Source organism: Streptomyces yatensis, from assembly GCF_018069625.1.
In the GTDB taxonomy this organism is placed as follows: Bacteria; Actinomycetota; Actinomycetes; order Streptomycetales; family Streptomycetaceae; genus Streptomyces; species Streptomyces yatensis.
Genome location: NZ_CP072941.1, coordinates 5,256,740 through 5,275,441 on the forward strand (window position 1 = coordinate 5,256,740; position 18,702 = coordinate 5,275,441).

At 69.1% G+C, this 18,702-nt stretch carries 18 protein-coding genes and 1 pseudogene; 9 read left to right on the forward strand and 10 right to left on the reverse strand.

Going from position 1 to position 18,702, the window contains the following annotated elements; all coding sequences use genetic code 11:
* Positions 1-13: 13 nt before the first annotated feature.
* Entirely contained in the window at positions 14-1,096 is a 1,083-nt protein-coding gene (locus J8403_RS21955) for an inositol-3-phosphate synthase (RefSeq protein WP_211124655.1), read from the reverse strand.
* A 62-nt stretch (positions 1,097-1,158) separates the two neighbouring features.
* The gene (locus tag J8403_RS21960) at positions 1,159-1,863 is read right to left on the reverse strand and encodes a PadR family transcriptional regulator (RefSeq protein WP_211124656.1); all 705 of its coding nucleotides are present in this window, start codon (positions 1,861-1,863) and stop codon (positions 1,159-1,161) included.
* Positions 1,864-2,220: 357 nt separating this feature from the next.
* On the opposite strand from J8403_RS21960, the gene J8403_RS21965 reads away from it, so the two are divergent.
* On the forward strand, positions 2,221-4,902 hold the full coding sequence (locus tag J8403_RS21965) for a transglycosylase domain-containing protein (RefSeq protein WP_211124657.1): 2,682 nt from the start codon (positions 2,221-2,223) through the stop codon (positions 4,900-4,902).
* Positions 4,903-5,118: 216 nt separating this feature from the next.
* Positions 5,119-6,606 (forward strand): glycosyltransferase family 87 protein, encoded by a 1,488-nt coding sequence (locus J8403_RS21970; protein ID WP_211124658.1) that lies wholly within the window; start codon positions 5,119-5,121, stop codon positions 6,604-6,606.
* Positions 6,607-6,640: 34 nt separating this feature from the next.
* On the opposite strand, the gene J8403_RS21975 is transcribed toward J8403_RS21970, so the two are convergent.
* The 3 genes from J8403_RS21975 to J8403_RS21985 all read right to left on the reverse strand — a co-directional run bounded on the left by J8403_RS21975 (position 6,641) and on the right by J8403_RS21985 (position 9,293).
* The gene (locus tag J8403_RS21975; protein WP_211124659.1) at positions 6,641-7,672 is read right to left on the reverse strand and encodes an alanine racemase; all 1,032 of its coding nucleotides are present in this window, start codon (positions 7,670-7,672) and stop codon (positions 6,641-6,643) included.
* A gap of 66 nt (positions 7,673-7,738) precedes the next feature.
* Complete coding sequence (locus J8403_RS21980) at positions 7,739-8,857, reverse strand: lipid II:glycine glycyltransferase FemX (RefSeq protein ID WP_211124660.1); 1,119 nt, start codon at positions 8,855-8,857, stop codon at positions 7,739-7,741.
* A gap of 118 nt (positions 8,858-8,975) precedes the next feature.
* On the reverse strand, positions 8,976-9,293 hold the full coding sequence (locus J8403_RS21985; protein WP_211124661.1) for a hypothetical protein: 318 nt from the start codon (positions 9,291-9,293) through the stop codon (positions 8,976-8,978).
* 229 nt (positions 9,294-9,522) lie between these two features.
* On the opposite strand from J8403_RS21985, the gene rpsF reads away from it, so the two are divergent.
* The 4 genes from rpsF (at position 9,523) to rplI (ending at position 11,292) form a co-directional block, all read left to right on the forward strand.
* Complete coding sequence (gene rpsF, locus J8403_RS21990) at positions 9,523-9,813, forward strand: 30S ribosomal protein S6 (protein WP_014061950.1); 291 nt, start codon at positions 9,523-9,525, stop codon at positions 9,811-9,813.
* A gap of 82 nt (positions 9,814-9,895) precedes the next feature.
* Positions 9,896-10,492 carry a single-stranded DNA-binding protein gene (locus J8403_RS21995; protein WP_059143727.1) on the forward strand — a complete coding sequence of 199 codons (597 nt, stop codon included), beginning with the start codon at positions 9,896-9,898 and terminating at the stop codon, positions 10,490-10,492.
* 98 nt (positions 10,493-10,590) lie between these two features.
* Entirely contained in the window at positions 10,591-10,827 is a 237-nt protein-coding gene (rpsR, locus tag J8403_RS22000) for a 30S ribosomal protein S18 (RefSeq protein WP_003978893.1), read from the forward strand.
* Positions 10,828-10,845: 18 nt separating this feature from the next.
* A complete protein-coding gene (rplI, locus tag J8403_RS22005) occupies positions 10,846-11,292 on the forward strand; it encodes a 50S ribosomal protein L9 (RefSeq protein WP_059143726.1) in 447 nt (148 codons plus the stop codon).
* 131 nt (positions 11,293-11,423) lie between these two features.
* On the opposite strand, the gene J8403_RS22010 is transcribed toward rplI, so the two are convergent.
* Positions 11,424-12,764 (reverse strand): MATE family efflux transporter, encoded by a 1,341-nt coding sequence (locus J8403_RS22010; RefSeq protein WP_211124662.1) that lies wholly within the window; start codon positions 12,762-12,764, stop codon positions 11,424-11,426.
* A gap of 460 nt (positions 12,765-13,224) precedes the next feature.
* Here J8403_RS22010 and dnaB point away from each other — a divergent pair, with 460 nt between their 5' ends.
* On the forward strand, positions 13,225-14,706 hold the full coding sequence (dnaB, locus tag J8403_RS22015; RefSeq protein ID WP_211124663.1) for a replicative DNA helicase: 1,482 nt from the start codon (positions 13,225-13,227) through the stop codon (positions 14,704-14,706).
* Between the two features lie 71 nt (positions 14,707-14,777).
* Here dnaB and J8403_RS22020 read toward each other — a convergent pair whose 3' ends face one another.
* Entirely contained in the window at positions 14,778-15,887 is a 1,110-nt protein-coding gene (locus tag J8403_RS22020) for an FAD-dependent oxidoreductase (RefSeq protein WP_211124664.1), read from the reverse strand.
* 72 nt (positions 15,888-15,959) lie between these two features.
* Here J8403_RS22020 and J8403_RS22025 point away from each other — a divergent pair, with 72 nt between their 5' ends.
* Both J8403_RS22025 and J8403_RS43720 read left to right on the forward strand, forming a co-directional pair.
* The gene (locus J8403_RS22025) at positions 15,960-16,640 is read left to right on the forward strand and encodes a TetR/AcrR family transcriptional regulator (protein WP_211124665.1); all 681 of its coding nucleotides are present in this window, start codon (positions 15,960-15,962) and stop codon (positions 16,638-16,640) included.
* Between the two features lie 206 nt (positions 16,641-16,846).
* Positions 16,847-17,005 (forward strand): annotated as a pseudogene (locus tag J8403_RS43720) (SAM-dependent methyltransferase); the annotation flags it as partial.
* 57 nt (positions 17,006-17,062) lie between these two features.
* Here J8403_RS43720 and def read toward each other — a convergent pair.
* The 3 genes from def to J8403_RS22040 all read right to left on the reverse strand — a co-directional run bounded on the left by def (position 17,063) and on the right by J8403_RS22040 (position 18,636).
* Positions 17,063-17,701 carry a peptide deformylase gene (gene def / locus J8403_RS22030; RefSeq protein ID WP_211124666.1) on the reverse strand — a complete coding sequence of 213 codons (639 nt, stop codon included), beginning with the start codon at positions 17,699-17,701 and terminating at the stop codon, positions 17,063-17,065.
* Between the two features lie 99 nt (positions 17,702-17,800).
* Complete coding sequence (trxA, locus tag J8403_RS22035) at positions 17,801-18,139, reverse strand: thioredoxin (RefSeq protein WP_272934423.1); 339 nt, start codon at positions 18,137-18,139, stop codon at positions 17,801-17,803.
* Positions 18,140-18,204: 65 nt separating this feature from the next.
* Positions 18,205-18,636: a MerR family transcriptional regulator gene (locus tag J8403_RS22040; protein WP_059143717.1), complete on the reverse strand. Its 432-nt coding sequence runs from the start codon at positions 18,634-18,636 to the stop codon at positions 18,205-18,207.
* Positions 18,637-18,702 lie beyond the last annotated feature (66 nt).

Here is an 18,702-nt window from a genome sequence, read left to right on the forward strand (position 1 = left end):
AGCGCATGGCGCGTCAGCGCTCGACCTCGCCCCTGATGAACTTCTCCACGTTCTCCTGCGCCTCGTTGTCGAAGTACTGCACCGGCGGCGACTTCATGAAGTACGAGGAGGCGGAGAGGATCGGGCCGCCGATGCCGCGGTCCTTGGCGATCTTGGCGGCGCGCAGCGCGTCGATGATGACACCCGCGGAGTTCGGGGAGTCCCACACCTCGAGCTTGTACTCCAGGTTCAGCGGGACATCGCCGAACGCGCGGCCCTCCAGGCGGACATACGCCCACTTGCGGTCGTCCAGCCAGGCCACGAAGTCCGAGGGGCCGATGTGGACGTTGTCGGCGCCCAGATCGCGGTCGGGGATCTGCGAGGTGACAGCCTGGGTCTTGGAGATCTTCTTGGACTCCAGGCGCTCGCGCTCGAGCATGTTCTTGAAGTCCATGTTGCCGCCGACGTTCAGCTGCATGGTGCGGTCCAGGATGACGCCCCGGTCCTCGAACAGCTTGGCCATCACGCGGTGCGTGATGGTCGCGCCGACCTGCGACTTGATGTCGTCACCGACGATCGGCACCCCGGCCTCGGTGAACTTGTCCGCCCACTCCTTGGTGCCGGCGATGAAGACCGGAAGGGCGTTGACGAAGGCGACCTTGGCGTCGATGGCGCACTGGGCGTAGTACTTGGCGGCGTCCTCGGAGCCCACCGGGAGGTAGCAGACCAGAACGTCGACCTGCTTGTCCTTGAGGACCTGGACGACGTCGACCGGGGCCTCGTCGGACTCGTCGATGGTCTGGCGGTAGTACTTGCCGAGTCCGTCGAGCGTGTGGCCGCGCTGGACCGTGACACCGGCCGTCGGCACGTCGCAGATCTTGATGGTGTTGTTCTCGCTGGCGCCGATGGCGTCCGCGAGGTCCAGGCCGACCTTCTTCGCGTCCACGTCGAAGGCGGCCACGAACTCCACGTCGTTCACGTGGTAGTCGCCGAACTGCACGTGCATCAGACCCGGCACGCGGGTGTCCGGGTCGGCGTCCTTGTAGTACTCGACGCCCTGTACCAGCGAGGCGGCGCAGTTGCCCACGCCGACGATGGCTACACGAACCGAACCCATTCCGGTTGCTCCCTGTGTGTACTGGATGAGGCCCCGCGGCTGCCGGGCCCCACTTGGCGGTGTCATTCGGACGGATCCGGCCGGGATCCACCCCGGTGCCGGGGCGGGCCGTCCGCATCTCCTGACTGGTCCTGCTCCTGGTGTGGCGGCCGGTCCGCATCCCGCTCGATCGCCCGGTCCTGCCCGGCGGTGCCGTCGCGCTGGTCGCGCCCGGCCCGCTCGCTCTCGATCAGCTCGTTCAGCCAGCGGACCTCGCGCTCCACCGACTCCATCCCGTGCCGCTGCAGCTCGAGGGTGTAGTCGTCCAGCCGCTCGCGGGTGCGGGCCAGGGCGGCGCGCATCTTGTCCAGGCGCTCCTCCAGGCGGCTGCGCCGCCCTTCGAGCACCCGCATCCGAACGTCTCGTGACGTCTGGCCGAAGAAGGCGAAACGGACGCCGAAGTGCTCGTCCTCCCAGGCGTCCGGCCCGGTGTGGGTGAGCAGTTCCTCGAACCGCTCCTTCCCCGCCGCCGTGAGCCGGTAGACGATCTTGGCCCGGCGGCCGGAGAGGGGCGCCGCGAGGGCGTCCTGGGAGGTGCTGCCGGATTCCTCGATCAACCAGCCGTTGGTGACCAGCGTCTTGAGGCAGGGATAGAGGCTGCCGTAGCTGAACGCCCGGAACACCCCGAGTGACGTGTTGAGCCGCTTCCGCAGCTCGTATCCGTGCATCGGGGACTCGCGCAGCAGGCCGAGGACGGCGAACTCCAGGACGCCGGAGCGTCTGCTCATTCCCCGCCTCCCCTCTCCTCCGAGCCAGCTATGTCGAGCTGATGTATCGACTCGATACATCAAGACGATAGAACCGTGCCCGCGGCGGGACAAGAGGGCCCACGGTGAACGCCGTCACATCATCAATTCGTGGCATTCAATCTGACGGTTATGGAGCGAAGGTGGCGGCTGGGCGGGTTTTGACCGTGCGTACTCTGTTCGCCATGCAGACCTATGGGAACCAAGTGACGCTCCGAAGCGTCCTCGTCCCGGATGCAGTGCGTCCGGTTGCCTGGTGCGACCGGATCGCACATTGGGGGGACCGGAAGCCATCTGCCGCTTTCAGGCGATAGCGCCTGCCCGAGGAGAAGTCGTTCCATGAGCGAGCACCGTCGCAAGCCGCCGCAGCCCCAAGGCGGCGGACGAGCAGCGGCCCGGCGAGCCGGACAGCAGTCGTCCGGCCGCCGCGCAGCACCGACGCACAACGCCGCAGCCGGGTCGGACGCCGCCCCCCAGGGGGAAGAGCGTCCTTACGGCGGCCGCGCGGCGGCCCGCCGCGCCGCACAACGCGGCGGCGGCCGTAGACGAGGAGCCGATCCGGGCGCGGACGGCGCGGGCCACGGCGGTCGCGGTGGCGGCCGGCGAGGAGCCGGCGGCGGCCGCGGACATGGCTCGGGGGGCGATGGGCACCCCGGCAAGAAGCGCTTTATTGACTATCCGCGCGGGGGAAGGTCGGGTTTCCGGCGCTGGGTTCCGTCCTGGAAGCTGGTGACGGGAACCTTCCTCTTCTTCTTCGCGGTGCTGCTCGGCGCCGTAGGCATAGGGCTGTGGCTGGTGCAGGTGCCGACCGCCCAGGCCGCGTCCCAGACCCAGAAGAACGTCTACTACTGGGCGGACGGCAAGCAGATGGTGGTCTCCGGCGGTGGTGACCTCAACCGTCAGATCGTCCCGCTCAGCAAGATCCCCAAGTCCATGCAGAACGCGGTGATCTCCGCGGAGAACGCCAGCTTCTACCAGGACTCCGGCGTCGACCCGATGGGTATCGCGCGCGCGGTCGTCAACATGGCGCGGGGCGGCGCGACCCAGAGTGGGTCGACCATCACCCAGCAGTTCGTGAAGAACACCTACCTCGACCAGTCGCAGACGCTCACGCGCAAGGTCAAGGAGCTGTTCATCTCCATAAAGGTGGGCGCGACCAAGGACAAGGACTACATCCTCGGGAGCTACCTGAACACCGCCTACTACGGACGTGGTGCCTATGGCTGCCAGGCGGCGGCCCGCGCCTACTACGACCGTGACTGCTCGGCCCTGACGCCCAGCCAGAGCGCGTTCCTGGCCTCTACGCTGAACGGCCCCAACCTCTACGACCCGAACGGCGGCTACGGCGCCGCGGCCACCAAGGAGGCCAACACCAAGCGGGCCAAGCAGCGCTGGGAGTGGATCCTGCGGCGTGAGGTCGCCGTGCACAGGCTGAGCAGGACCGAGGCCCAGGAGTGGATCGGCAAGGGTTTCCCGATGCCGCAGGACCCGAAGGTGGCCACGAACAAGCAGGGTCAGATCGGCTACCTCACCGACCTCGCCGACAACTACATCATCGCCAACACCGGCATCAGCAAGTCGAAGCTGGACAAGGGCGGCTATCAGATCCACACCACCTTCGACCGGAAGAAGATCAGTGAGCTGACCCGGGCGGTCGAGAAGGTCACCAAGGAGAACATCAAGCCGAAACAGCGCGAAGAGGACAAGTTCGTCCAGTTCGGCGGCGCCTCGGTGGAGCCCAAGACGGGCAAGATCCTGGCCATCTACGGCGGCAAGAACGCGCTGGAGCACTACCGCAACAACGCCGACTACACCGGTGTCCAGGTGGGCTCGACCTTCAAGCCCTTCGTGATGGCCGCCGCGATGACCAATGGCGTCCGCGATCCGAAGGGCACCCGGGAACAACCCGATTCCGAGCGCACCCTGGTCTCGCCGAGCAGTGTCTACAACGGCGACAACAAGGTGACCCTGCGGGACTACGACGGAACCGTCTGGCACGACAAGGACGGCAAGGAGTGGCACCAGCGGAACGACGGTGACGAGGACAAGGGCCCGATCAGCCTGCGCACCGCGATGCAGTACTCGGTGAACACCCCGTTCATCCAGCTGGGCATGGACGTCGGCACCGACAAGGTGCGGGATTCGGCCCTGGCCGCGGGCCTCAGCAAGGAGCAACTGGCCTCGATCACCCCGACGTTCTCGCTCGGCACCTCCGCACCCAGCGCCATCCGGCTCGCCGGGGCGTACGCCACCTTCGCGGCCAGCGGTGAGCAGGCCGACCCGTACTCGGTGGAGCGGGTCGAGGACAAGAACGGCCCGGTCTACGACCACAAGCAGGACGCCCAGCTCAAGCGGGCGTTCGACTCGAACGTGGCGAACAACGTCACCGACGTCCTGGAGAACGTGGTCGAGCACGGCACCGGCACCTCGGCGAAGATCGGTAGGCCGGTGGCGGGCAAGACCGGAACCACCGACGAGAACAAGTCGGCCTGGTTCTCCGGCTACACCCCGCAGCTGTCCACCGCGATCGGCATGTGGCGGGTGAACGACCAGGCCAAGAGCCAGAAGTTCCTGTCCATGCGCGGTGTGGGCGGCCAGAAGACGATCCACGGCGCGTCGTTCCCGGCGGAGATCTGGGCCGACTACATGCGTGGTGCCCTGCAGGGCAAGCCGGTCAAGGACTTCCCCGCGGCCACCCCGATCGGCGAGAAGGTCTTCGGCGAGGACGCGAGCCCGAGCCCGACCAAGACGACGGAGAAGCCTTCCGAGTCCCCGTCGCAGACGCCTTCGGAATCTCCGTCGGAGTCGCCCTCGGAGTCGCCGTCCGACAGCCCGAGCCCGACGGACACCTGTGACCCGCTCGACCTCAACTGCAACGACAACGGCGGGAACCAGAACGGCGGCCAGAACGGAGGCCAGAACGGCGGGCCGGGCGGTCCGACCACCTCGCCGACCTCGGATCCGCCGGGCGGTCCCGGAGGCATCTTCGGCGGGCCGACCGGGGGCCGGCGGGAGGACTAGCCCGTAGCCCCGTACGACCCGTTCACCACTCGCCGGCCGCGCCGGAGCGAACCCCGCTCCGGCGCGGCCGGCGCCGTTCCGGGCCCTGGACGGCCCTTTGCGCCTCTCGCAGCCCGCTTCCCGTCCCCGAACCTGCCGAGGCGTCCGCGGCGCGCTCAGCGGCCGCTGAGGCGGTCCTGACTCCTGCCGTCAGGCTCGTACGGCAGGATGGGGGCCATGAGCGTGCGCGAGGACCCAGAGGCCGAGCCCGTCAGGCCGACCGCCGAGGACCCGCTGGCCGCGGCCGGCAGCGAGCTGATCGGTGGGCCTGCCGGGCGCCGGGCTCTGCTCGGCACGAGCTGGTGGACCCCGGTGCGGATCGTGGCGATCGCCGCCCTCGGCATGTTCGCCCTGGGCATGGTGCAGAAGCTGCCGTGCTACGACGGCGGCTGGTTCTACGGCGCCACCGCCCAGTACACCCACGCCTGCTACTCCGACATACCGCACCTCTACAACGGCCGCGGCTTCGCCATCGACCTCGTCCCGTACTTCGACCGCATACCGGACAGCGTCTCGGGCGGGATGCAGTACCTGGAGTACCCCGTCCTCACCGGCCTCTTCATGGAGGTCGCCTCCTGGCTGACCCCGCACAGCGGCTCCATCCAGGACCGTGAGCAGATCTACTGGATGGTCAACGCGGGCATGCTGATGGTCTGCACCGCGGTCATCGCGGTCTGTGTGGCCCGTACGCACCGCCGCCGCCCCTGGGACGCGCTGCTGGTCGCCCTGGCCCCCGCCTTCGCGCTCACGGCCACCATCAACTGGGACCTGCTCGCCGTCGCCCTTACGGCCGCCGCCCTGCTGATGTGGTCGCGCAGCCGCCCGCTGGCCGCCGGTGTGCTGCTGGGCCTCGCGACGGCCGCGAAGCTCTACCCCGGGCTGCTGCTCGGCGCGGTGCTGGTGCTCTGCCTGCGGGCGGGGCGGCTGCGGGCCTTCTGGACGGCGACGGGCGGAGCCGCGGCCGCCTGGCTGGTGGTGAACCTCCCCGTGATGATCACCACGCAGGGCGGTGGCCTGCACCTCCGCGAGGGCTGGAAGACGTTCTACACCTTCAGCCAGGAGCGCCCCGTCGACTTCGGCTCCCTGTGGCTGATCATCTCGCAGCGCACCGGGAACCCCCTGGAGGACGTCAACACCTACGGGACCCTGCTGATGGTCCTGGCCTGCGTCGGGGTGGCGGCGCTCGCCCTGTGCGCCCCGCGCCGGCCGCGGCTGGCCCAGCTGTCCTTCCTGATCGTCGCGGCGTTCGTGCTCACCAACAAGGTCTACTCACCGCAGTACGTGCTCTGGCTGATCCCGCTGGCGGCGCTGGCACGGCCGCGCTGGCGGGACTTCCTGGTCTGGCAGGCGTGCGAGGTCCTGTACTTCCTCGGGATCTGGATGTACCTCGCGTACACGGGCAGCGGCGACCAGCACCGGGGGCTGCCGGCGGAGGGCTATCAGCTGGCGATCGCCGTGCATCTGCTGGGGACGCTCTATCTGTGCGCCCTGATCATCCGGGACGCGCTGGTGCCGGAGCGGGACCCGGTGCGCAGGGACGGGGCGGACGACCCCGGAGGCGGCGTGCTGGACCGGGCCCCGGACGCGTTCGTGCTGGGACGGGCGCGGCGCGCTTCCCGGTACGAGGGCGCGGCGCTGGTGGACTGGGGCGTCCACCGGGAGTGAGCCCCCGAGCGGAGCCTCTCCCGGCGGCGCGGCCTCAGCGGTCGAAGAGCCGGTCGAACTGGGTCGTGGTGTGCCGCAGATGCGCCACCAGCTCGTCCCCCACCTGGGGTGCCTGGACATCACTGGGCACGAACAGGATGGACACCTGCATATGCGGCGGCTCGGCGAACCACCGCTGCTTGCCCGCCCATACGAACGGCGAGAGATTGCGGTTGACGGTCGCCAGACCGGCGCGGGCGACCCCCTTGGCCCGGGGCATCACCCCGTGCAGCGCCTTGGGCGCCTCCAGCCCGACACCGTGGGAGGTGCCGCCCGCGACGACGACCAGGTGGCCGTCGGAGGCGGACTTCTGCTGGCGGTAGCCGAAGCGGTCGCCCTTCGCGACCCGGGTGACGTCGAGCACCGAGCCCCGGTACTCCGTCGAATCGTGGTCGCCCAGCCACAGCCGGGTGCCGATGCGCGCCCGGAAGCGGGTCTGCGGGAACTGCTGCTGCAGCCGGGCCAGTTCCTCGGCCTTGAGGTGGCTGACGAACATGGTGTGCAGCGGCAGGCGTGCCGCCCGCAGCCGGTCCATCCAGGCGATGACCTCCTCGACCGCGTCCAGGCCGTCGGTGCGGTCGAGCGGGAGGTGGATGGCGAACCCCTCCAGCCGGACGTTCTCTATCGCGGCGTGCAGCTTGGGCAGGTCCTGCTCGGTGATGCCGTGCCGCTTCATGCTGCTCATGACCTCGATGACCACACGCGCGTTCACCAGGCCGTAGACGCCGTCGACCGAGGAGACCGAGCGGATCACCCGGTCCGGCAGCGGCACCGGCTCCTCACCTCGGCGGAAGGGGGTGAGCACGAGCAGGTCACCGCTGAAGAAGTCCTTCATCCGGGCGGCCTCGTAGGTGGTCCCGACCGCGAGGACGTCGCTGCCCATGCGGGCCGCCTCCTCGGCCAGGCGCTCATGGCCGAAGCCGTAGCCGTTGCCTTTGCAGACCGGGACTATCCCTGGGAACTGCTGGATCACCGTCTGCTGGTGCGCCCGCCAGCGCGCGGTGTCGACGTAGAGGGTGAGCGCCATTGACCGGTCCCGGAACCTTTCTCGTTGCCGCGGTGTATTGGAAGTATGGGAAACAGCGAATCGTGGTCAGCGGCGCGACATGTAGATGTCGAGCGCCTTGTGCAGGAGCTTGTTGAGGGGGAAGTCCCACTCGCCGAGGTACTCGGCAGCCTGCCCACCGGTGCCCACCTTGAACTGGATCAGACCGAAGAGATGATCTGTCTCATCGAGGGAGTCGCTGATGCCGCGCAGGTCGTAGACGGTCGCGCCCAGCGCGTAGGCGTCGCGGAGCATCCGCCACTGCATCGCGTTCGAGGGCCGGACCTCGCGCTTGTGGTTGGCGGAGGCGCCGTAGGAGTACCAGACATGGCCTCCGACGATCAGCATCGTGGCGGCGGCCACGACCTCGTTCTCGTGCATCGCGAAGTACAGCCGCATCCGGTTGGGGTCCTCGGTGTTGAGGGCCGTCCACATGCGCTGGAAGTAGCTGAGCGGGCGCGGCCGGAAGTGGTCGCGCTCCGCGGTGATCTCGTAGAGCCGCTGCCACTCGGGCAGATGCTCGTAGCCGCCCTGGACGACCTCGACACCGGCCTTCTCGGCCTTCTTGATGTTGCGGCGCCACAGCTGGTTGAAGCTCTTGTGGACATCCTCCAGGGAGCGGTTCTCCAGCGGCACCTGGAAGACGTATCGCGGCTGGACGTCACCGAAGCCGGCCCCGCCGTCCTCGCCCTGCTGCCAGCCCATGCGCCGCAGCCGCTCGGCGACCTCGAAGGCGCGCGGCTCGATGAAGGTGGCCTCGACATCGCGCAGCCGCTTGACGTCGGGGTTCTGGATGCCCGACTTGATCGCGTTGGCGTCCCAGCGGCGGATGATGACCGGCGGGCCCATCTTCACGGAGAACGCACCCTGCTGCTTCAGATGCGCGAGCATCGGGCGCAGCCAGTCCTCGAGGTTGGGCGCGTACCAGTTGATGACCGGGCCCTCGGGGAGATAGGCGAGGTAGCGCTTGATCTTGGGCAGCTGCCGGTAGAGGACGAGGCCGGCGCCGACGAGCTGGCCCGTGGCGTCGAACCAGCCGAGGTTCTCCGAGCGCCACTCCGACTTGACGTCAGCCCATGCCGGGACCTGCATGTGGCTGGCCGCGGGCAGGCTCTGGATATACGCCAGATGCTGCTCTCGGCTGATCGTCCTCAGGGTCAGGCTCATGCGGGGCGCTCCTCGGCAGGTTTGTCCCCAGGGTCGGGGCTCCGGCTCTCGCGCCGAAGCCTACTGCGACCGGGACGCGCCCCGTTCGGGCCTGGGGGCAACCAGGCTTCGGCCGGGCTCAGCCCAGCACGCCGCCGAAGAGTCCTCCGTGTGCCATGCCGAGGTAGAAGCCGACCCCCGCGGCACCGAGTCCGATGATCAGCACGAACCGCTCGCCGGTGGTCGCGGAGATCAGCTGGCCCCAGGCGCCAGTGATCATCCCTACCAGCCCGGTCCATGAGCTGACCAGGTGGAGCTGGGAGAACTGAGCCGTGACAAAGGCGATCGCCCCGATCACCAGCGTGGTCACGGCGAAGGCGTTCTGAACGGGATGCGGCTTGCCGTCGGTGTCCAGGAAGGAGAGCAAGCCGTGATGGGGTCGTGCTGCCTGTGCCATGGGGCACCTCCAGGTAGGCACATAAAGCAAAGCGGCGAACTGTAATGCCGCTCACACCCGATGTGTACAGATTGCGGGCTAAGACGCCCGGATTTCAAGCGGGAGGCCGTAGCCGGGTACTGTGTACCGTCCGCGGTGGTGTCTGCACAGATGCCGAAGCGGATACGCATCACGACCCTCCTGCCACGGAACGACCGTGGCCGCTGAGTCCAAAGGAGGTGGGTTCCACATGCGTCACTACGAGGTGATGGTCATCCTCGACCCCGATCTCGAGGAGCGCGCTGTCTCCCCGCTGATCGAGAACTTCCTTTCCGTCGTCCGTGAGGGCGAAGGCAAGGTCGAGAAGGTCGACACCTGGGGCCGTCGTCGTCTCTCGTACGAGATCAAGAAGAAGCCCGAGGGCATCTACTCGGTCATCGACCTGCAGGCAGAGCCCGCGGTCGTCAAGGAGCTCGACCGCCAGCTGAACCTGAACGAGTCGGTCCTCCGGACCAAGGTCCTCCGTCCCGAGACCCACTGACGCGTAAGCGTTCAGCGGTCATCGGGGCCGTATCGCAACGAGTAGCAAGCAGCCCAGCAGTACCCGCCGAGAGGTTCCCCCAATGGCAGGCGAGACCGTCATCACGGTCGTCGGCAATCTCGTCGACGACCCCGAGCTGCGTTTCACCCCGTCCGGTGCGGCGGTCGCGAAGTTCCGCGTCGCGTCCACTCCCCGTACCTTCGACCGGCAGACCAACGAGTGGAAGGACGGCGAGAGCCTCTTCCTCACGTGCTCGGTGTGGCGGCAGGCCGCGGAGAACGTGGCCGAGTCCCTTCAGCGCGGCATGCGCGTCATCGTGCAGGGTCGTCTGAAGCAGCGGTCCTACGAGGACCGTGAGGGGATCAAGCGCACGGTCTATGAGCTGGATGTCGACGAGGTCGGCGCCAGTCTGCGCAACGCCACAGCCAAGGTCACCAAGACCACCGGTCGCGGTGGTCAGGGTGGTTACGGCGGTGGCGGTGGCGGTGGCCAGGGCGGCGGAGGCGGTTGGGGCGGCGGCCCCGGCAACTCCGGCGGCGGCCAGCAGGGCGGCGGCGCTCCGGCCGACGACCCGTGGGCGACCGGCGCACCGGCCGGCGGCCAGGGCGGCGGCGGTGGTGGCTGGGGCGGCGGCTCCGGCAACTCCGGCGGCGGCTACTCGGACGAGCCGCCCTTCTAGGCCCGGGGCGCTGTTTCACGTGAAACCACGTGAAACCACGGCGCTCGGTCTGGTCAGGGCGACCAGCACATACTTCTTGATCACACTGGAGAGAGACAATGGCGAAGCCGCCTGCTCGCAAGCCTAAGAAGAAGGTTTGCGTGTTCTGCAAGGAGAAGATCTCCTACGTCGACTACAAGGACACGAACCTGCTGCGGAAGTTCATTTCCGACCGCGGCAAGATCCGTGCCCGCCGGGTCACCGGCAACTGCACTCAGCACCAGCGTGACGTCGCCACGGCTGTGAAGAACAGCCGTGAGATGGCGCTGCTGCCCTACACCTCCACCGCGCGATAAGGGAAGGGTGACCCAGTCATGAAGATCATCCTCACCCACGAGGTCTCCGGCCTCGGTACCGCCGGTGACGTCGTGGACGTCAAGGACGGTTACGCCCGTAACTACCTCGTTCCGCGTGGTCTGGCGATTCGCTGGACCAAGGGCGGCGAGAAGGACGTCGAGCAGATCCGCCGCGGTCGTCGCATCCGCGAGATCGCCACGATCGAGCAGGCCAATGAGGTCAAGGCCCGGCTCGAGGGCGTCAAGGTGCGGCTGAAGACCCGTGCCGGCGACGCCGGCCGGCTGTTCGGCTCCGTCACCCCGGCCGACATCGCTTCGGCGATCAAGGACGCGGGTGGTCCGGAGGTGGACAAGCGCCGCATCGAGGTGCAGTCGCCGATCAAGACCCTGGGCGCGCACCAGGTCTCGGTCCGTCTGCACGCCGAGGTTGCCGCCAAGGTGGGCGTCGAGGTCGTCGCCGCCTGACGACCGTGACGGTCGCCTTGGGCACCGTGCACCGGAGGGCCGCACCCCCCAGGGGTGCGGCCCTCCGCCGTGCCGGGGGACCGGTGGCTCCGGTGCTGTCCGGGGACGCGCGTGGTGCGGTGCGGCGGGGCTCAGCCTCGTACCGCACCGGTGACGATCCAGCGGCCGGAGCGGGTGCGCAGCCACAGGGTGGCCAACCGGACCGACATCATCAGCGCCATCGTGCACCACAGAGCGGTCAGCCCGCCGCCGAACGCGGGGACCAGCAGCGCCACCGGGGCGAAGGCGACGAGGGTGACGATCATCGCCCAGGCCAGATACGGCCCGTCGCCCGCGCCCATCAGCACGCCGTCGAGGACGAAGACCACCCCCGAGACCGGCTGGATGAGGGCCGTCACCAGCAGGGCGGGCAGCAGGGCGTCCCGTACCGCGGGATCGGTGGTGAACAGCGGGATGAACAGCGGTCGGGAGGCGACCACCAGCAGACCCAGCGCCACGCCCGAGGCGATGCCCCAGTGCACCATGCGGCGACAGGCGGCCCGGGCGCCCTCCTCGTCGCCCGCCCCCAGATAGCGTCCGATGATCGCCTGGCCCGCGATGGCGATGGCGTCCAGGGCGAACGCCAGCAGACTCCACAGGGTGAGCACGATCTGATGGGCGGCGATGTCGGTGTCGCCGAGGCGGGCCGCCACGGCCGTCGCGATCAGCATCACGGCGCGCAGCGAGAGCGTCCGGATCAGCAGCGGTGCCCCGGCGTGGGCACAGGCCCTGATCCCCGCGGCGTCGGGCCTCAGCGAGGTGCCGTGGCGCCGAGCGCCCCGGATGACCACGGCGAGATAGACGGCGGCCATGGCGTTCTGGGCGATCACCGTGCCCCAGGCCGAGCCGGCGATGCCCAGCCCGGCGGCGTAGACCAGGGTGACGTTGAGCGCGGCGTTGGCCCCGAAGCCGCCGATGGCGACATACAGCGGGGTCCGGGTGTCCTGGAGGCCACGCAGGACACCGGTGGCGGCGAGCACCACCAGCATCGCGGGGATGCCGAGGGTGCTGATCCGCAGATAGGTGATGGCGTAGGGCGCCGCGGTGTCCGAGGCCCCGAAGAGGTCGACGATGGCCGGGGCGGTGGGAAGGGCCACGGCGATGACGGCGGCGCCGAGCAGCAGGGCCAGCCAGATGCCGTCCATGCCCTGCCGGATCGCCCCGGCGAGGTCGCCCGCGCCGACGCGGCGGGCAACCGCCCCGGTGGTGGCGTAGGCGAGGAAGACGAAGATGTTGACGGCGGTGGCGAGCAGGGCCGCGGCGACGCCCAGACCGGCCAGCTGGGTGGTGCCCAGATGGCCGACGACGGCGCTGTCGACCATGACGAAGAGGGGCTCAGCCACGAGCGCGCCGAAGGCGGGAAGCGCGAGTGCGACGATCTCGCGGTCGTGGTGGCGCAGGGTGCTCCGCGCGCTCGTGGGGGCCTGTGTCATGAGGGCAATGTAATCGTCCACAGGTAAGAGACACAAGCGATCGCCGGTCCTTACAAGGCGGAGTGCGGGACGATCTTCTCTGCGCCCTTTGTCGTGATCTTGCGCCGGGGGCGGAAGTTTTTCTTCTGCACAGCCCCTGGATAGAGAAACCGCAGGTCAGAGTTGGGCTCTCGGGGTGATTGTGTGTTTGTCCACAGCACTGTCCCCCGACCCGTGCACAGGTTCGCGCGACTTACCCACAGGATGGATCCCATCATCCACATGCCCTGTGGATAACCAAGTTGGCTGGCGGTCCCGACGGGCCTAACGTGGTCCGGCGCCCGCCACCCGATTCGGCTCCGGAAACCCCAGCCTCCGATGCGCCGTGTCCGGAAAGCCGGCCGCTCAGTTGTGTCATAGCCGTGCCGTAAGAAGGACGGGCACGGCGAGGTTCGCTTCGCGGACGGGAGGAGGTGACGGGGTGAGCGTTCCCGAGCCCATGGACGACCCCTGGGCGGACTCCGGCCCGTCCGACCGGTTCCCGTCCCCCCGCTTCCGCCGCGGTGAGAGCGGCGGCCGGGGCCGCGACGGCCAGCAGGACCGCGACGGAGGGGGCGGCTCCGCCTGGGAGGGCTCCGGCTTCGAGCGCGTACCGCCCCAGGACCTCGACGCCGAGCAGTCCGTGCTCGGCGGCATGCTGCTCTCCAAGGACGCCATCGCCGACGTGGTGGAGGTCCTCAAGGGCAATGACTTCTACCGGCCCGCCCATGAGACCGTCTACCAGGCCATCCTGGATCTCTACGCCAAGGGCGAGCCGGCCGACCCGATCACGGTCGCCGCGGAGCTGACCAAGCGCGGTGAGATCGCTCGGGTCGGCGGCGCCTCGTATCTCCACACCCTCGTCCAGTCGGTCCCCACCGCCGCCAACGCCGAGTACTACGCGGAGATCGTCCACGAGCGCGCCGTGCTGCGCCGCCTCGTCGAGGCGGGCACCCGCATCACCCAGATGGGATACGCGGCGGACGGGGACGTCGACGAGATCGTCAACAACGCCCAGGCGGAGATCTACGCCGTCACCGAGCAGCGCACCAGCGAGGACTATCTGCCGCTCGGCGACATCATGGAGGGCGCGCTCGACGAGATCGAGGCGATCGGCTCACGCAGCGGGCAGATGTCCGGGGTGCCCACCGGCTTCACCGATCTGGACTCCCTGACGAACGGTCTGCACCCGGGCCAGATGGTCGTCATCGCCGCCCGCCCCGCCATGGGTAAGTCCACCCTGGCCCTGGACTTCGCCCGGGCCTGCTCGATCAAGCACAACATGCCGAGCGTGATCTTCTCGCTGGAGATGGGCCGCAACGAGATCGCGATGCGTCTGCTCTCCGCCGAGGCCCGGGTGGCGCTGCACCATATGCGCTCCGGCAGCATGACCGACGAGGACTGGACGCGGCTGGCCCGGCGGATGCCGGATGTCTCCCAGGCCCCGCTCTTCATCGACGACTCCCCGAACCTGTCGATGATGGAGATCCGCGCCAAGTGCCGCCGGCTCAAGCAGCGCAGCGATCTGCAACTGGTGGTCATCGACTATCTCCAGCTGATGCAGTCCGGCGGCGCCCGGCGCCCCGAGAGCCGTCAGCAAGAGGTCTCGGACATGTCGCGAAACCTGAAGCTGCTGGCCAAGGAGCTGGAAGTGCCGGTCATCGCGCTCTCCCAGCTCAACCGAGGCCCCGAGCAGCGCACGGACAAGAAGCCGATGGTCTCCGACCTCCGAGAGAGTGGATCCATCGAGCAGGACGCGGACATGGTCATCCTGCTCCACCGTGAGGACGCCTATGAGAAGGAGTCCCCGCGCGCGGGGGAGGCGGATCTGATCGTGGCCAAGCACCGTAACGGCCCGACGGCCACCATCACGGTCGCCTTCCAGGGCCACTACTCACGCTTCGTGGACATGGCGCAGACCTGATACGCGGCGATGCCGGGGCGTCACGATCGCGCCGGCTGGACGACCGGTCTCCTGGTCGTACGGGGTGACCTTCAGCCGGGTTGGAAGAAGGCGAGCAGTTTCTGGGCGGCGTCCGGCGACATCAGCAGTTCCTGCATGTCCGCGGACATCCGGGCGGCGGCGCCGGTGCGTTCGAACATCTCGCGTTCGTACTCCTTGACCGCGGCGGGAAAGTCGTCCGGGTGCGCGGCCAGCGCGAGACCGAGCAGGGCGCCGTCGAGCAGCGCCATGTTGGCGCCCTCTCCCACCGGCGGCATCAGGTGCGCGGCATCGCCGAGCAGTGTGACGTCCGGCGTCGACGGCCAGGTCAGGCCGATCGGGAGCGTGGTGATCGCCCGCGGCACGACCGTGTCGTCGCAGGCCGCGATCAGCGCGGTGAACCGTGGGTCCCAGCCGGCGAGCAGCTCGATCAGCCGCGCCCGGGCGGCGGCCGGGTCGTCGAACGGGATCCCGCTGGTGGCGAACCAGTCCTCGCCGGTGTTGTAGAAGCTGAGGCCGATGCGAACGCGGCCGTCGCCGTTGCGCTGCGCCGCCAGGGACAGTCCGTCGCCGAACACCCAGTAGTTGCCGCGCCCGACCATCGCCGCGAGGTCGGGGTGCGTGCGGTCGATATCGGGAATGCCGACCTCGACGATGTTCTGGCCGATATGCGCCGGGCGGGCGTCGGTGAGCAGCGGGCGGACCCGGGACTGCGCGCCGTCGGCGCCGACCAGCAGCTCATACGTCGCACTGCGGCCGTCGGCGAAGCGCAGCAGGCCGCTGTCGGCGGAGGTGAACGCGTGCCCCCAGCGCACCATGTCGTGGGGGAGGGAATCGAGCAGCAGGTTGCGCAGATCGGCGCGGTCGACCTCGGGTCGTTCGAGCGGGGCGTCGTCGGGCGTGTCCTCCTGGAGCAGCAGGGTGCCATCCGGTTGGAGAAGACGCATGTCCTGGCCTTCACCACGGGCAATCGCGTGGAACTGGTCGATCAGACCGGCCTCGCGCAGCGCCCGCTGGCCGGAGTGGATGTCGAGCATGCCGCCCTGACCGCGCGCATCGCGTGACGCTTCACGCTCATAGACGACGGCGTCTATGCCGTTCACATGCAGCACCCTGGCGAGGGCCAAGCCGCCCAAGCCGGCTCCGACAATGGCGATGGTCATGGTTGCCTCTCCTTCGATACACCGTGCTCCGACGATACAGTGTATTCCCCGATGCGATGTATGGTGAGCGGCATGTTGGTGTGGGAGAGGCCGGAGCCGCCGAATCGACCCGTGCCCGCCCCGTTGAGCCGGGAGCGGATCGTGCGAGCGGCGATCCAGCTGGCCGACGCGGACGGCCTGGACGCGGTGTCGCTACGGAAGGTCGCCACCGCGCTGGACGTCCGTCCGATGCGGCTGTACGGCTACATCGCCGGCAAGGAGGAGTTGCTCGACCTGATGGTCGACGCCGCCCACGCCGAGATCCGGCCGGTCGGAGACGGCTGGCGGGAAGTGCTCCGGTCTCTGGCCGAGGCCACTCGGCAGGCCGCTCACGAGCACGAATGGCTCGCCGACCTCCTGGGCGGCCGACCCCAGCTCGGGCCGCACGCGCTGGCCTGCGGGGAGGCCGTGATGGCCGCACTGGACGACGTCGACGTGGACGACATCATGCCGGTGGTCGCCGCGGTCAACGCGTATGTGATCGGCGCCGTGCGTCGGGAGATCGCCGAGCGGCGTGCCGAGCGGGCCACCGGGATGGACGAGAAGCGCTGGCAGGCCTCACTCGGGCCCTATCTGGAGCGAACCTTCGCCACTGGCCGATTCCCCGCGCTGGCCACGGTGGTGCGCGATGCCGCCCACCTGGACGTCGACCACACCTTCCGGATCGGCCTCGACTGCATGCTCGACGGCATCGAAGCCCGTATCTCGAGGTGACGCGCGGACATTGAGGGAGTCGGCGGGGGTGAAGGCCAGGAGTCGGGCCCGACAACTGCCCGCTCTCTGCGGTTTCGGCAAAAAGCTTTGTCGATTCGCCACGGGCGGGGGCAGGTTGGTGGCCGACCCGCCCCCTCCACGTAAGGCCTGACCATGGACGCACAGTTCTGGGATGACGTGTATCGCAGCCGCGACTAGCTCTGGGCTTCGACCCGGGCGACTACTACCAGCCCGACGAGATCGCCGGGCTCCTCGACGACGACTGGACCGTCCTGATCAACGAAACCCGGCCACGTACCGCCCCCGCCCCCGCCGGCACCCATCACACCCAGGACACCGTCCTGCGAGCGCGACGCCCGCGGTAACGCGGCGGTGACGTAAGACCGATGCCGGCCGTCACCCGCCCGGGGGCGGGCCGGGTGTCAGGGCTGCAGCTGGTGGCCCAGGGCCGCCGCCTTCTCCACACGCCGGGCCAGGACCTGCTCATGGAGGTCCGTCATCTGCCGCAGCGCGTCCTTGCGGTCGCGCTTGGAGAGCCGGTCGATGTAGAGATGCCCCGAGAGATGGTCGGCCTCGTGCTGCAGACAGCGGGCGAAGTAGCCGGTGCCCTCGATCACCAGCGGATTGCCGTCCTTGTCGACGCCGCGGACCACGGTGCGGTCGGTGCGCGGTACGTCCATCCGCGCGCCCGGTACGGACAGACAGCCCTCGGCGCCCTCGATGAGCAGCCGCTCGGCCGGACCGGGCTGGTCCAGGACGGGGTTGATGATGTGGCCGATATGCCGGACACCGTTGTCGTCCGGGCAGTCGTAGACGAACAGCCGCAGATCGACGTCGACCTGATTGGCGGCCAGCCCGGCGCCGTCGGCGATGTACATGGTGAGGAACATGTCGTCGATGAGGGCGCTCAGCTCGGGCGTGCCGAACTCGGTCACCTCCCGGCAGGAGCGGCGCAGAATCTCCTCACCGACCTCGGTGATGCGGCGCGGTGAACCGCGCTCGGCCTCGGGGGGCAGCGCCGGATAGGAGCCGACGGGTTTCCCCTGCACCAGGACGCGCACCGCTGACCTCACCTTTTCCGTCCCCACTGATGGCCGCCCCCGCTGATGGTCATGTCCGGCCAACGTAGCAGGGGCGGTTCGGCCGCGGCTCCGGCTCCGTCAGATCGCCTCGGCGAGCTCCTCCAGCAGCCGCCGCTTGCTGCGGGCCCCGACCAGCGACCGCACCGGCTCGCCCGCCCGGAACAGCATCAGCGTCGGCATCGACAGCACCCCGTACGCGTTGGTGGTGGACGGGTTCTCGTCCACGTCCAGCTGCACGATCTTCAGCCGGTGGCTCTCCTCCTGCGCGATCTCCGCCAGTACCGGCGCGATCATCCGGCACGGCGGGCACCACGAGGCGGTGAACTTCACCAGCACCGGCAGCTCGGCCGTCAGCACCTCCTCGCCGAAGGTGGCGTCCGTGACCGTGGTCACTCCCCCGGTGTGTGTCAGCGACATCTCATCTCTCCTTCGGAGTTGTTCGGAGCCGTCGTGGTGACGGCGGGACGGTGGGACGGCGGGGCTCACGGCCCGGGCGGCGTCAGCTCGCAGCGCGGCTCCGGGGCCCCTTCGGGCGCCGTCGCCGCGGCCTCCAGCTCCGCGCGGGCCAGCTCCGCCTGCGCGAGCTGGGTCCCGACCCGCTCCCGGATGGCGCTCAGCCGGCCGATGCACTCGTCCAGCTCGGCCAGCTTGCGCCGGTAGACCTCCAGGGAGGCGGGGCAGGAGTCACCGGCCGGATGGCCGGATCGCAGGCATTCGACGAACGGACGCGTCTCCTCCAGCTCGAAGCCGAAGTCCTGCAGTACGCGGATCTGCTGGAGCAGTCGCAGATCGTCCTCGTCGTACGACCGGTACCCATTGCCGGTGCGGCGCGCGGGCAGCAGCCCGAGCGACTCGTAATAGCGCAGGGTGCGGGTGGTGGTACCCGCCCGTTCGGCCAGCTCTCCGATCCGCATGTGCCGACGGTAGACCTTGACCCTGACGTCAAGGCCAGACCGCGACGCGGTCCCGGGCGGTGCCCC